The sequence below is a fragment of the Corallococcus exercitus genome (assembly GCF_003611585.1).
GTDB lineage: Bacteria > Myxococcota > Myxococcia > Myxococcales > Myxococcaceae > Corallococcus > Corallococcus exercitus.
Genome location: NZ_RAVW01000258.1, coordinates 1 through 13,466, shown reverse-complemented (window position 1 = coordinate 13,466; position 13,466 = coordinate 1). Strand labels below are relative to the sequence as shown.

The following is a 13,466-nucleotide window of genomic DNA, read 5'->3' as shown; positions in this document are numbered from 1 at the left end:
GGGATGCTCAGGGGGAAGGACACGGGGCCCAGGCGCACGCCCTCGCGCACGCCACGGCTGACGCCGTCCACCAGCAGCTCCACGCGGCGCACGTCCACGTTGTCGGAGGCTTCAATGTGGACGGAGAACGACTCCTTCTCCACGCGGGCCGTGCCGCTGACCGGCTGCACGATGCGAACCGTCGGCCCCACGGTGTCCGGCGCGCCCTGGAACGCCCTGCCCTGGACCGTCACCGCGCCCGCCAGGTCCTTCACCGCCACGGTGAGCCGCACCGGATCCGGGCTCCAGCTCTCTGGCAGCCGGTACTTCGTCTGCGCGCTGAAGACCCTGCCGGGCACCACCGCCATGCTCCAGGGCTGCACGGTCAGCCGCTCACCCGAGGCCACGGCGCGGGCCTGGGCGGAGGCGCCGTCGTAGCGCACGCCCACCTCCGTGACGGCCGGCATCGCGCCCCCGGACTGGGTGGGCCGCAGCGACACCTGGACCTCCTCCATGTCCAGCGCCGCGGGGAACATCAGGTCGACGCAGAAGGGACCGTCCTGCACGCCCCCGCAGCGCGCCGCCGCGGAGAGGTCCACCCCCCGGCGTCCGCCCGGGTTCGCGGCCAGGAAGGACTGGAGCTGGGCGTCGTTCTCCATGCCCGGCGTCACGGTGAAGCGGTAGCGCACCTCCGCGCGCACCCCCGCCGCCGCCGCGGGCCCCACGGACAGCACCAGCCGGCGCGGCGCCGAGCCGAGCAGGCCGGTCGCGGGCGCCTCCACGTCCAGTCCCGTCGCGCCAGCCTGGAGCGCGAAGCGCTGCGCCGAGCCGAACTCCAGCGCCACGGCGGCCCCTCGCGGGGTTCCGCTCGCGTTGGGCGTGGGCAGCACGAAGTGGCCGTTGCCCAGGAAGCCCACGAGCGTGCGCGTCGAGCCCACCAGCCACCCGGCGGCGATGCCCGTGTCCTCCTCCACCTCCACCTGGACGGACTGCGCCGCCTCCTCCAGGAGCGCCGCGTTCGCGGCCGGCTGCGACCAGCGCACCACCGGAGCCACGTCCGCCACCAGCTCGCACGAGAGCGAGGCATGGGTGGTCTTGCCCGCGGCGTCCGTCACCTGAGCCGCGAAGGAATAGGTCCGGGGTCCGAAGGAGCCCAGGGCGGGGAGCGTCAGCAGCCACGTGCGCGTCAGGGTCGCCACGGGCTCGAAGGACCCGACGGGGAGGGCCTCCCCATCGTTCTTGACGGCGAGCGACGCCAGCTTGCCGTCGTCATGCGCCTGGGCCTTCAGCGTGACGGACGAGCCCGCCACGCACGTCTTGTCGGAGGGCGTCCCCTCCAGCGACAGGGCGAGGACGGGCGCCTCCGTGTCCTGCGATTCCACGATGTGGAAGGCCAGGGGCGCGGTGGACGTGGTGTTCCCGGCGGGGTCCACCGCCCGGGTCACCAGCGTGTAGCCGGTCCCCACGGCGAGGTCCTTGAGGCTGAGCGTGCCCTCGAAGCTGGCCAGGTAGCGCCGGCTGACGAGGATCTCCCCGGGCGAAAGCGGGTTGGGCGTGCGCGTCTCCTCATAGCGCCCGTCCTTCGACGCGAGCACGCTGCCGCCGCCGACACCCTGCACCACTTCGCCGGCCCGGAGCACCTCCACCTCCACGCGCGCGACGCGCACGTCGTCGCCCGCCTCCACGCGCAGGCCCAGGGCCCCATCTCGCTTCACGGTGAGGGGGGTTCCCTGCGGCGACAGCGGGGCCACGAGCACCGCGGAGGGAGCCTCGGTGTCCGCGCGCACGTTCAGGTGCACCTCGGCCTTGCCCGTGTGGCCTCCCGTGTCGCTCGCCTCGAGGCCCACGGACGGTGGCGCGCCATGGCTGACGATGGGCGCCTGGACGGTGACGGTCTGCTGTCCGGAGAGGACGAGCGGCGGCCCCGACACCGGCAGCGTGCCCTGACGCACGCCGCCCGAAAGGCCCACGAACCCGACGACGCCATCGTCGTCGCCCACGGTGGCCACCAGCCGGACGTCCTCGCCTTCCTTGTAGGGAGTGCCGGCGGCGGGGACGACCAGGGTGACCACGGGCGGCAGGTCCCTCACCACCGCGACCGGGAGCTGCCGCACGGCGGTGAGGTCGGAGGAGTCCTTCGCCGTGGCCTTCAGGGTGAGCGTCTGGCCTTCCAGGTTGGCCGCCACCGGCACCATCCAGCGGTACACCTGATAGAGCCCGTCCGGGCTGCCCGCGGTGGGTCCAAGGCAGTTGTCCTCCGCGCACAGCGCCACCTCCTTCAGCTCCACGTCGTCCAGGGCGGCGACCACCACCTCCATCGTCCGGCCCGCGAACACCGGCGCGCCCGGCGCGGGCGAGCGGAACGTGAGCATCGGCGGCTGGGTGTCCCCGACGATGTCCAGCTGCGACTGGGTCTCCGTGAAATGCGTGCCGTCAGACGCCCGTGCCACCAGCGTGGCCATGCGCGCGGGCCCCTTCACCTTGAAGGAGAAGTGGTACGGGGGCGCCGTGGCCTCCCCCTGGCTCTCACCGTCCAGCAGCAGCTTCACGGTCGTCACGCCCACGTCGTCGCTGGCCACCACGGACACGTCCACCGTCGTCCCCACGGTGGCCTTCGTCGGGGTGAGCAGCGGGAACGACACCGTCGGGGCTGCGTCCTCCGTCACCTCGACCAGCACCGGGGGCGCGGCCCCCAGGTTGCCGGACGAATCCCAGGCCCGCGCGGTCAGCTTGTGGTGGCTGCCCTTCACACCCAGCGCGCTCTTCGGCACCACGGCGTGGGTGACGAAGGAGCCCCGCACGCCGCCGTTCTCGCCCGGAGACAGGTCGAGCAGGACGCGGTTGTCGTCCAGGAGGATCTCCGCCTTGACCACGTCCACGTCGTCCAGGCCCGCCACGGAGACCAGCAGGTCCTGCTGCTCCGTCACCTTGGCGGGATCCTTCGGCACCACGAAGGACACCGAGGGCGGCACGGCGTCCGGAACGACGAACACCTCGCTCGTCTTCCGCGTGGTGAGCCCCGTGACATCGCGCGCCTCGGCGGCGATCTCCAGGGTCGTGGACTGCGCCACGACCGGCAGCGTGTACGCCAGCGCATAGGGCGCCTTCGCGGACTGGCCCACCGCCACGCCGTTCACGAGCCAGCGCACCTCCACCTTGTCCGGCTGCTCGTCCTCGACCTGGGCGGTCAGCGTCACGCGGCTGCCTCCGACCAGGGTGGACCGGAAGGCGGGCGTGAGGATGACCAGGTTCCTGGGAGGCGCGTCCGCGACGACGGAGGCGGTGAACGCGTAGCGCGACGGCTGGCCGGCGCTGTCGGTCGCCACGACCTCCACCTGCCGCGAGCGGCCCAGGTCCCCCGCCACCGGCGTCCAGGACAGGTCGAAGTCCTCGCTGCCCGCGGAGCTACCGCCGCCCCCCGCCCGGGTCAGCCGCATGGACGCCACGGTCGTCCCGGCCACGCGCAGGGACACCTGGGTGCCGAAGGCCATGCCGTCGTCGCCCACCGTGCCGGAGACGTGGAACGGGACGCCCACCACCGCGTTGACGGTGGTGCCACGAGGCTGCTTCACGGTGAGCAGCGGCGGAGCGTCCGCGACCACGCGCACGAGCAGCGTCTGCGAGCGCACCAGCGCCCCCGCGCGGTCCAGGGCCTCCACGCGCAGGGCCACGCTGGAGCCGGCGGTCCCCTGGCGCGGCGTGAAGGTCAGCTCCCACAGGGGCACCGGGATGGCGGAGTGGTTCTCGGGGTGCTCCCGCACCTCCACGCGCGGCAGGTCCACCGCGCCCGCGAAGGCGTCATCCAGATAGAAGCGCACCACCTGGAAGTCCTCGGTGGACAGGGTGCCCGCCTTCCAGTCGCCGCTGGTGACGCGCAGCACCTGGGGCAGCCCCTGCACCAGCATGGCGCCGGGCGTGGGCAGCTCGATGACGACCGGCTGCGCGCTGGGCGCGGGGGTCCCCGCCACCGTCACGCTCTGCGTCGGGCCCACCACCCGTTGGCCCTTCGTGTCCGTCACCGCCGCGGCCAGGGTCAGCGTCGCGCCACCGTAGGGGGGCGCCTGGATGCGCAGGGTGTAGGGGGCCTCCGTGTCCTTGCCGGCGGCCACACCGTTGACCAGGAACTCGACGAACGCCACCCCGACGTCGTCGGTGGGCACGGCGGTGAGGTCGAACGCGGTGCCGGCCGTCACCGTGGAGGGAGCCGAGAGGCGGACCGAGGGAGCGCCGTCCTTGACGTCGACGTCGGCGAAGGCCTGGAACGACTCATGGGTCGCGCGGATGCGCGCCACGCCCGGGCGAAGGCCGGTCACGCGACCGTTGCGATCCACCGTGGCGATGTCCGGGTTCATGGACGTCCACTGCGTCCCCAGCGCTCCCGAGGACAGGTCCACGTGCCGCACGGGCGTTCCGGTGAGGGTGCCCTCCAGGCGCAGCGCCGTCGCTCCCCCCACCCGGTCAACCTGCGGAAGGGCGGGCAGCACGGCCACGCTGGCCAGGTCCGCGCCCGAGTCCACGATCACCTCGGCGGTTTCGCTCAGCCCGCCGAACGTGGCGGTGAGCTGGGCGGTGCCGTCCGAGCGCGCCTGGACGCGACCGTCGGAGGACACCACGAACACGGCGGGATTGGACGACGCATAGGTGACGCCCTGGAGCGCGCCGCTCAGGTCCACGTCGCCCGCGAGCGTGAAGTGTCCCGTCACCCGCACGGGTGCGGTGGATCCGTAGCCGCCGGACAGCAGGAGCGGCGAAGGGGACACCGACACCGAGATGAGCGGATCAAAGGCCCGGCCGCTGGTGAACTCCACGGCGGAGCCGTTCACCACCCGCCCATAGGGATCATGCACGGCGATGTCCGCCACGACGACGCCGTCCGCGGGGACCTTGAGGTCGCCCAGCAGGGGGACGACGAACTCCACCTGGCTGGAGCCCTGGGCCTGGGGGCGGCCCACCTGACGGCGCACGCTGGCGAAGGCCACGGCCTCCGCGTCGCTGAGGCTGCCGTGCACGCTGCGCAGCGCCTCCACGGAAGCGCCCACGAGCGTCAGCTCCGCATGGGACACGGGTCCCTGCGCCGTCACCACCACCACCAACTGAGAGAGGTTCGCGCTGGCGTTCACCCGCACCGCGCCGGCCGGAAGGACCGGGGGAGCGCTGGAGAGGTCGAAATGCGCGAGCTGGGGCTCCCCCGTCCCACCGCTGGCCGGGGAAGCCTTGATGTCCACCACGGCATCGGGGGGCAGCGCGCGCCGCAGCGGCACCCGGACATGGAAGGGCACGGCGCCGGCCAGGTCCTGCTCCACCACGACGTCCTGGACGTCCACCAGGGTGCCCTGGGTGGCGGACGTCGCCTTCACCGCCACGCTCAGCTGGGTGACGACGCCGGTGGTCGTGAACCCCAGGTCCAGGGCGCTCGCCCCGGGCCGCAGCGGCATCAGCGGGAACACAGCGGCCACGCGCGTCTGCGCCTGGGCGTTTCCCGCGACGATGAGCCCGGTCACCAACGCCAGCAGCGTCAGGCACCGCTTCAAGCTTTCAAGGAGCACCGCTCCCCCTCATTCCAACGAAGACCGCTCGACCCGGGCCGCCTGCCCGAAGGCAAGGCCCCGCCACCCACCACGCCCCATCAAGGCTTCTTGTCCGGAGTCCCCGCCGGGCTTCCGGTCCCGTCCCCCAACTGGACGGACGACGCGGCCCGCAGCCGCGTCAGGAGCTGCTCGAACACCCGCCGCTGGGCCCCGGGCGCCATCTGCCCGGCCACCGCTTCGCGAACCTCCTCGAAGGGCGGCACCCGCGCGGGACGGCGCTCCTGCAGCACCAGCACGCCCACGCCCGTCGCGTCCTCCACCACCGCGGAGACGGCCCCCGGGCGGTTCAACGCCAGCGCGGCCTTCTCGAGCTCCGGGTTCCCGAACTCGCCCCGCGCCAGCAGCCCCCACTCCCCGCCGCGCGCACGCTCCGGGCCATCCCCGGCGGCGGCGACCTTCGCCACCGGCTCGCCCGCGAGCAGCCGCTTTCGCAGGGACTCGGCGCGCTGGCGTGCCTGCTCCCAGGCCGGACGCGCGCTTCCAGGAGGCACCATCACCCACGCCCGCGCCAACCGCAGCCGCTCCGGCTGGGCGAACCGTTCGAGGTGGCCCTCATAGAAGGCCCGCGCCTCCGCCTCCGTGGGAGCAGGAGCGGCCTTCTCCTCCTGGGCGAGGAGCGCCTGGATGCTCAGCCGCTCTTCCAGTTCCCGCACCTGGCGGCGGATCTCCGCGTCCTGGGGGATGCCCCGGCGGGTGGCCTCTTGAAACAGCAATTGCTTATCAACCAGGGAACGAATGAATTCCTGGCGTCCCGGACCGGTTTCAAAGCGTTCGCGGAGGTTGGGAGGCAGCCGCTGGCTTTCGCGAAGGACCTCGTCCTGGGTCACCACGCCGCCATCGAAGCGGGCCACGACGGGAGCCGTGCTGCCGGAAGGTGTGGGCTCGGTGCCTGGCCGGCCGCACGCCAGGCACAGGACCAGCGAGGAAATTGACAGCCAAACTCCAGAGCCCCGCTGATGTCCCATGCCGTCCGATGTCCGCCTGCCCGAAGGGGACTGGAAATACTCCAGTTCGACCATTGATCACAAGCAGCTGTAGGATATCGGACAGGGTGACATTCAATGGCGTGGGCACTCCGTCCGCGTCCAGGGGCCGCTTGACCGTGGAGATTTCGATGGGCTGGAAGTTCGGGTGGATGGGGGTGGCGGTGTTGGGGCTGTCCCTGGGCGTGGGCGGCTGTGGCAAGGAGAAGTCAGCCTCGACCCCGACCGAGACGGGCCCGGTCGTGGCCCGCGTGGGGGAGACAAAAATCACCCAGGCGGAGCTGGAGGCGAAGCTGGCGGAACAGCCTTCCTTTGTCAGGGCCCGCTACGGCACTCCGGAAAAGAAGAAGGAATTCCTAGACAACCTTGTTCGCTTTGAATTGCTGGTCCAGGAAGCCAGGCGTCGCGGGCTGGAGTCGAACCCCGAGGTCCGGGCGATGCTCGAGAAGGTGATGGTGCAGCAGCTGGTGAAATCCCAGACGGAGTCCGCGGAGGCGGTGGTGAGCGACGCGGACGCGAAAGCCTTCTACGACGCCAACCTCGCCGAGTTCGTGAAGCCGGAGCGCGTGCGCATCAGCCAGCTCGTGTTGAAGGCGCCCCGGGGGACGCCGGAGCGGCAGAAGGCCATGACGCAGGCGCTGAAGCTGGCGGCGGACGTGCGGAAGGACGGGGATGTGTCGCGCGCGTTCGACGCGGCGGTGCGGGCGCATTCGCAGGACGCGGCGACCCAGGCCCAGGGAGGAGACCTGGGCTTCCACACGCGTGAGGAATTGACGGCCCTGGGCGGCGAGGCGCTCGCGGAAGCCGCGTGGAACCTGAAGGCGGTGGGTCAGCTGTCCGCGCCCATTGAAAGCGATACGGGCGTCCATCTCCTGATGCTGCAGGCACGCCAGGTGGGGCATGAGCAGACGTTCGAACAGGCAAAGCCTCGCATCACGCAACGGCTGGGCGCGGAGCGGCGGGCGAAGGCGCTGGAAGCCCTGGTCGAAAAGCTGCGGACCCAGACCCCGGTGGAGGTGAACGAGGAGGTCCTCGCGAAGGTGAATCCGGAGGCCGGCGTGAAGCCCGCTCCCGGCGCGGGTCAGGCAGAGGCGACGCCGCGCTAAGCAGCTTCCAACTCCTGGATGGACTTGAAGCCCGGGTCGGCGTGCGGGAGGAGATGGCATGAAGTTTCAGGAAGCTGGCGGTGCTGTTCGCGGCGTGTGGGGCGTTGGCCGCCTGTGGTGGCGGAGGCAGCCTGCCCACGGGGAATGATCCGGGCTCGTCCACGACGAACCCGGACGGCACGGTGGACCTCCCGGGCAACCCGGTGGACCCGAACACGGGCGGCGGCACGAAGCCGGATCAGCAGGCGGAGCTGACGACGCTGTGGCCGCTGACGACGGGCTCCACGTGGACCTACCGCATCACCGACGAGCAGGAGGGAGTCTTCAACAAGGTGGTGACGGTGCAGGGCCCGGAAACGGTCCCCGGCACGACCATGACGACGGTCAAGGTGCACAGAAAGCAGGACCGCACGCAGACGGGCACGGTCTATGAGGAGAACTCCTGGCAGCTGGAGCTGACGACCGGCGTGGGGGTGCGTCTGCGCGAGGAGGACATCCTGGACGGCGTGGCCTCGAAGGCGACGACCTGGTCCCCGGCGATGATGAAGTCCCTGGCGGCGGCACCGGCCTCCGTGCCCTGGGAGCACCAGGACAAGGTGCGGGAGCTGATCACGTATTCCGCCGGAGGGACCGAGGGGAAGGATCCGACCTACGTCTGGAAGGTGCTGGAGAAGGACGTGACGGTGACGACGCCCGCGGGCACGTTCACCAACGCCATCAAGGTCCAGCGCGACAAGCTGAACAAGAGCGGTGAGGTGAAGGAGGAGAAGCAGCGCCTGTACTGGCTCGTTCCCGGCGTGGGCAAGGTCCGCGAGGACGGGGAGCGCCTGGAGGAGCTGGTGTCCTACGACGTGAAGAGGCCGTAGGCCTGTTCATCTGGTTGGGATTGGAGCCCAGGTTGGCGCGAGGGATGCGCTGGCCTGGGCTTGCAATTCATCAAACACATCGCACATCACATCTAGAATCGACGATTCGGCTGAATCATCTCACCAGACAAAGGAATACCCTGCTTGACATCAAAGCGCCCAAGAAGCGCAAACTCCAGCACATCACTCAGCGCCTCAAGAAAGTAGCAAATTGTCCACTGATCATGAACAGACATCCATCGACCATTCTCTGAGACGAAGTAAATCATCCCTCCGCCAGCTGCAACAGGGCATGCAGATTCACCATGCAACTTTCTAATATAAGGCCAATCCCCCTCACCAATCCAATAACAAGCCTCCTCCGCACCAAACGCCACTTTTTTTCCTCGAGCACTGCGAAAAACCAACCCTCCCAAATTGGCCAATACAGCCTCTGCCACCGGATGCACGATGGCCCCCTCAACCTCCAACACCTGCACCATTCCGTCAATTGGCACGCGCCGTTCAGGCGACCATCCACCACGGCGCAATGTTTTGGCCACTTCATCACTAACGAACAAATCTGGCATCGTCATGGCAACCAACCCTCCGGAACCGCCCAAATACCGAGCCATTCAAATCCTGGAAGCATGGCCCCACAAGCCCCCAGGCAGACCACACGAGATGTTCATTATTTCAGAGACGAAATAAAGACCTTGGTCTCCACATGATTCGCAACGGTCTTCTCTATGAACTCCGTAAAGCTCGACCACGGCGTAGTGGGGTGCGGCGCCCCCTCCACGAATTGATGCACAGGCGGATCGTCCCCTGCTCCAGCACAGAAACAACCAACCTCGCAACCCTGGTGAATATAAAAAATCAACCGCATCCTCTCTCCTTCTCCAATTGCTGAATCTCCGGCTCAGCCCCCCATGACTTCAGATTTCCGAACAAGCTCCGCCTCCACAAGCATCCTCACGATTTCGTCGGCCGTATGCACAACAACCTCAGCACTTGACTTTACCAATCTTCGGCCCGGAGAGCACTTCCCGTTTGACACCAGGGAATCGCAACCCGAACTGTTTAATATGGCCGGAACGAGACAGACAAGGAGGCCTTTCGGAAAACAACTTTACGACACCGATCGAGCCTTCTGGCAAACCCACACCCAAATACTCAGGACTCTCAACCTCCGAACCCCAGAGCCGCGGATTTACTTGGTTGAGATTGGAGTCCGGGTTGGCGCAAGGGATGCGCTGGCCCGGGCTTTCAAATCACAAACACACATCACGCGTCGCTTCACACCTTATCGAAGACTCGGCGGAATCATCTCACCAAAGAGAGGGATGCCCTGATCAACATCAAAATGCCTAAGCAGCGCAAACTCCAGAACATCATTAAGCGTCTCAAGAAAGTAGCAAATCGTCCACTGGTCGTGAAGCGACATCCACCGGCCACTTTCTGAGACGAAGTAGATCATCCCTTCGCCAATTGCCACGGGGCATGCGGATTTGCCATGCAACCTCCTAACATAAGGCAAATCACGATCATCAATCCAATAGCAAGCCTCCTCCGCCCCAAATGTCAGCCTATCCCCCGTGGGGCCATGAAAAACCAGCCCTCCCAAGTTGGCCAACACAGCCTCCGCCACCGGATGCATGACAACGCCCTTAACATCAAACACCTGTAGCATCGGAGCAGTTGGAACGCGCCGCCCAGGCGTCCATCCACCAGAGCGCAATACTCCAGCCACTTCATCACTAACGAACAAATCTGGCATCGTCATGGCAACCAACCCTCCGGAACCGCCCAAATACCGAGCCATTCAAATCCTGGAAGCATGGCCCCACAAGCCCCCAGGCAGACCACACGAGATGTTCATTATTTCAGAGACGAAATAAAGACCTTGGTCCCCACGACCTCGCAGGAGCAGGGCGCCCGGGAGAACGGCGACTGGTGCTTCGCGTGGTGCAACAACGGCTATATCTACGCCGGCCCCAACGTGACGGTGAACTGCGCGGGCTGGGCCAACACGGTCGAGTTGCCACGCTCGACCTCCACGCCTTTCCAGCCGCCGTCCTCCGCGATGCCGCAGGCGCACGTGAAGATCAAATAGCGCCCGGAGCCGGTCGCGCTCTGCTCCAGCTCATCGAAGACCACCACGGCGTCGCTGAACGGGGGACGGCTTCTGATTTCTTCCCCGTCGATGCGGATCCACACGAAGGCGACTTCCGAGAAGCGGATGCCCTCCAGTTGCAGGCTCTGCCCAGCTGTCACGGACACGTGACTTCGAGCCGCCCTTGGCGGAAGGGACACCGCACCTGGAGATCGCGGCCTGTGCTCAACGCCTTGCCGCTCACCTATCGGAAGCGTCGTCTGTTTCCGACACGGTCGTGCCATTGACCGGCGCGTAGCAGCCGCGCTCCACATCCACGACGACGCCTGTGTCGGGGGAAAGCGTGACGAGCACCCGCATGTCGCCCACCTTCATCCACCAGACCCGGTCGTCCATCTGCTCCATGTGGAACCAGTCGTCCACGATCAGCTCGTCGAAGGTTCCCCGGTTCTGGAGTTCCACTGCCCCGGCGTCTTCGTGCGCGAGCACCCGCCACGTTCGTCCGGGCGTCTCCAACTGACGGCGAAGCTGCTCCGCGAGTTCGTCTGGCTTCGTTCCCATGGAGCGCCTGTCTAGCACCTGCGCGCGGGCCGGCGCGGCTCAGGCCCGCGCGGCGTCGTCGTACGACACGCGCAGGCCGTCGTGCGTCACGGTGATGAAGGGGCGGCCCATCCAGCCGCAGTGCGTGCAGACCGCGTTCGGACCGGTCGCCGTCACGCGCACCGGCAGGTCCGACTCGCACACAGGGCAGCCCTCGGGCAGGGTGTACTCACGGGTCTGGGAGTGGACTTCGGTCATGTCTTCAGGGGTAACGCAGCCCCCGGACTCCGCAAGGCGGCGCCCTCTACGCTCCTGAGCTGAAACAGGCAATACACGCCCTTCTGTCTGCCTTTCAGCCACAACCAGCGCCTGCACGCCTGCCTACCCCCGAGCGCCTGATTATCGGATGAACGTTGAGCCGTGAACCGTTGCGCCCCGGTCCCGAATGTCTCGGGTCGGAGGATTCATGGACCGGACGAAGTCTCATTCGCTCGCTGCCCTGGCTGCCCTGTTCGTCGGGGGCTTCGCCTCGGGTGACGCGCTCGCCCTGCCGCGTGATCCCTACCTGCAGAAGGTGGGCCCCGACACCGCCACCGTGGCATTCCGGCTGTCGTCGAGCTGCTCCAGCGCCCAGGTGCGCTATGGCGTCGGCGGCACCGACCAGACGGCGCGCTCCACGGCCACCGCGAAGATCCACGCCGTGGTCCTCACCGGCCTGACTCCCGGCACCTCCTATACGTACTCCGTGGACGCGTGCGGTGAGACGACCCCGGCGAAGACGTTCAGCACCGCCCCCGTGCCCGGCACGCGGCGCGTGCACTTCGCCGCCGTGGGCGACTTCGGCACCGGCGGCAGCGACCAGAAGAAGGTCGCCGCCTCCATGCTCACCAACAAGCCGGAGCTCTTCGTCGCCCTGGGTGACAACGCCTACGCGTCCGGCACCGAGGCCGAGTTCCAGACCAACCTCTTCACGCCCATGGCCGCCCTGCTCTCGCAGGTGCCCATGTTCGCCACGCCCGGCAATCACGAGTACGTGACCAACGAGGCCCAGCCCTACCTGGACAACCTCTACCTGCCCACCAACAACCCGGAGGGCTCGGAGCGCTACTACTCGTTCGACTGGGGCCACGTGCACTTCGTGTCCATCGACTCGAACTGTGCCGTGGGCCTGGCGTCCTCGAGCAAGTGCACGCTCGCCGCGCAGAAGGCGTTCGTGGAGAAGGACCTGGCCGCCACCACGCAGCCATGGAAGGTCGTCTTCTTCCACCACCCGTCCTGGTCCAGCGGCGAGCACGGCTCGCAGCTCACCATGCGCCGCCAGTTCGGCCCCCTGTTCGAGAAGTACGGCGTGGACCTGGTCCTCACCGGCCATGACCACGACTACGAGCGCAGCAAGCCCATGCTCGGTGACGCCGAGGCCGGCAAGAACGAGACGGGCATCCCCTACCTCGTCGTCGGCGGCGGCGGCGCCACCCTGCGCACGTTCGCCACGTCGCGCCCCTCCTGGAGCGTCATCCGCGACGACGCGGCCCACGGCTTCCTCGACGTGGACGTCGTGGAGGGCACCCTCACCGCGAAGCTCGTGAAGACGGATGGCGGCATCCTGGACACGCTCACCCTCTCCAAGACGCTGCCCGCGCAGCCTGAAGCGCCCCAGGGCACGCTGAACGTCGCGGTCAACAGCGCCAGCGGAACCGCGCCCCACACGGCCACGTTCACCGCGACGGCCACCCAGGCCGGCGCCACCGTCACCTGGGACTTCGGCGACGGCGCCACCGCCGAGGGCACGCAGGCCCAACACGTCTTCGCCCAGGCCGGCACCTACACCGTGACCGCCACGGCCACCGTCCAGGGCGCCGCTCCGCTGACGTCCACCACCGTCGTCACCGTCACGTCCAGCGGGACCACCGACCCGGGCACCGACCCCGGCTCCGGCGAGGACCCGGGCACCACGCCGTCCGACCCCGATCCCCGCCCCGACCTTCCGGCCACGCCCACGACGCCAGGCGTCACGCCGGGGGCTGACGACTCGAACGGGGGCGGTGGCTGCGCCGCCGGCCCCTCCGCCGCCCTGATTCCCGCCGCCGCGGCCCTCGTGGCCGGGCTCGTGCGCCGCCGTCGCCGGAACCGCTGAGCCCTCCCCGGAGGCGCGCCGCATGAACTGGTCCGACTGTCGGACCAGTTCGGCCCCCTCCGTCGCCGGAACCGCTGAGCCCTCCCCGGAGGCGCCCTGCCTCAACGGGTCCGACTGTCGGACCCGTTCGGCCTCCACCGCCGGGCAGGGGCGGCCCCCTGGCCCCGAAAAGCCC

At 68.6% G+C, this 13,466-nt stretch carries 10 protein-coding genes; 3 read left to right on the top strand and 7 right to left on the bottom strand.

What is annotated here, in order from left to right; genetic code table 11:
* Together D7W79_RS27170 and D7W79_RS27165 are read right to left on the bottom strand one after the other, a co-directional pair.
* The coding region (locus D7W79_RS27170) for an Ig-like domain-containing protein (protein WP_147442076.1) at positions 1 to 5,525 on the bottom strand (5,525 nt) is incomplete at its 3' end.
* Between the two features lie 80 nt (positions 5,526 to 5,605).
* The gene (locus D7W79_RS27165; RefSeq protein WP_158617052.1) at positions 5,606 to 6,280 is read right to left on the bottom strand and encodes a peptidylprolyl isomerase; all 675 of its coding nucleotides are present in this window, start codon (positions 6,278 to 6,280) and stop codon (positions 5,606 to 5,608) included.
* Between the two features lie 338 nt (positions 6,281 to 6,618).
* Here D7W79_RS27165 and D7W79_RS27160 point away from each other — a divergent pair, with 338 nt between their 5' ends.
* Both D7W79_RS27160 and D7W79_RS27155 read left to right on the top strand, forming a co-directional pair.
* Positions 6,619 to 7,656: a peptidylprolyl isomerase gene (locus D7W79_RS27160; RefSeq protein ID WP_158617051.1), complete on the top strand. Its 1,038-nt coding sequence runs from the start codon at positions 6,619 to 6,621 to the stop codon at positions 7,654 to 7,656.
* A gap of 80 nt (positions 7,657 to 7,736) precedes the next feature.
* Positions 7,737 to 8,522 (top strand): hypothetical protein, encoded by a 786-nt coding sequence (locus D7W79_RS27155; protein WP_244221988.1) that lies wholly within the window; start codon positions 7,737 to 7,739, stop codon positions 8,520 to 8,522.
* A gap of 92 nt (positions 8,523 to 8,614) precedes the next feature.
* Here the strand turns inward: D7W79_RS27155 and D7W79_RS27150 are convergent, their stop codons facing one another.
* From D7W79_RS27150 to D7W79_RS27130, 5 genes are all read right to left on the bottom strand, one after another.
* On the bottom strand, positions 8,615 to 9,097 hold the full coding sequence (locus tag D7W79_RS27150; RefSeq protein ID WP_158617050.1) for an SUKH-3 domain-containing protein: 483 nt from the start codon (positions 9,095 to 9,097) through the stop codon (positions 8,615 to 8,617).
* Between the two features lie 710 nt (positions 9,098 to 9,807).
* Positions 9,808 to 10,287, bottom strand: a complete 480-nt coding sequence (locus D7W79_RS27145) for an SUKH-3 domain-containing protein (RefSeq protein WP_208729850.1) — start codon at positions 10,285 to 10,287, stop codon at positions 9,808 to 9,810.
* Between the two features lie 200 nt (positions 10,288 to 10,487).
* Complete coding sequence (locus D7W79_RS27140; protein ID WP_120528301.1) at positions 10,488 to 10,784, bottom strand: hypothetical protein; 297 nt, start codon at positions 10,782 to 10,784, stop codon at positions 10,488 to 10,490.
* 73 nt (positions 10,785 to 10,857) lie between these two features.
* A complete protein-coding gene (locus D7W79_RS27135; RefSeq protein ID WP_147442075.1) occupies positions 10,858 to 11,178 on the bottom strand; it encodes a hypothetical protein in 321 nt (106 codons plus the stop codon).
* A gap of 39 nt (positions 11,179 to 11,217) precedes the next feature.
* Entirely contained in the window at positions 11,218 to 11,415 is a 198-nt protein-coding gene (locus tag D7W79_RS27130) for a hypothetical protein (RefSeq protein WP_120528299.1), read from the bottom strand.
* 208 nt (positions 11,416 to 11,623) lie between these two features.
* Between D7W79_RS27130 and D7W79_RS27125 the strand changes: the two genes are divergently transcribed.
* The gene (locus D7W79_RS27125; RefSeq protein ID WP_120528298.1) at positions 11,624 to 13,291 is read left to right on the top strand and encodes a metallophosphoesterase; all 1,668 of its coding nucleotides are present in this window, start codon (positions 11,624 to 11,626) and stop codon (positions 13,289 to 13,291) included.
* The last annotated feature ends 175 nt before the right edge of the window (positions 13,292 to 13,466 follow it).

Bases quoted from the DNA above. Each gene is read 5' to 3' on its own strand.
- D7W79_RS27150 (WP_158617050.1), bottom strand. From the start codon at position 9,097: ATGACGATGCCAGATTTGTTCGTTAGTGATGAAGTGGCCAAAACATTG.
- D7W79_RS27145 (WP_208729850.1), bottom strand. From the start codon at position 10,287: ATGACGATGCCAGATTTGTTCGTTAGTGATGAAGTGGCTGGAGTATTG.
- D7W79_RS27135 (WP_147442075.1), bottom strand. From the start codon at position 11,178: ATGGGAACGAAGCCAGACGAACTCGCGGAGCAGCTTCGCCGTCAGTTG.
- D7W79_RS27130 (WP_120528299.1), bottom strand. From the start codon at position 11,415: ATGACCGAAGTCCACTCCCAGACCCGTGAGTACACCCTGCCCGAGGGC.
- D7W79_RS27125 (WP_120528298.1), top strand. From the start codon at position 11,624: ATGGACCGGACGAAGTCTCATTCGCTCGCTGCCCTGGCTGCCCTGTTC.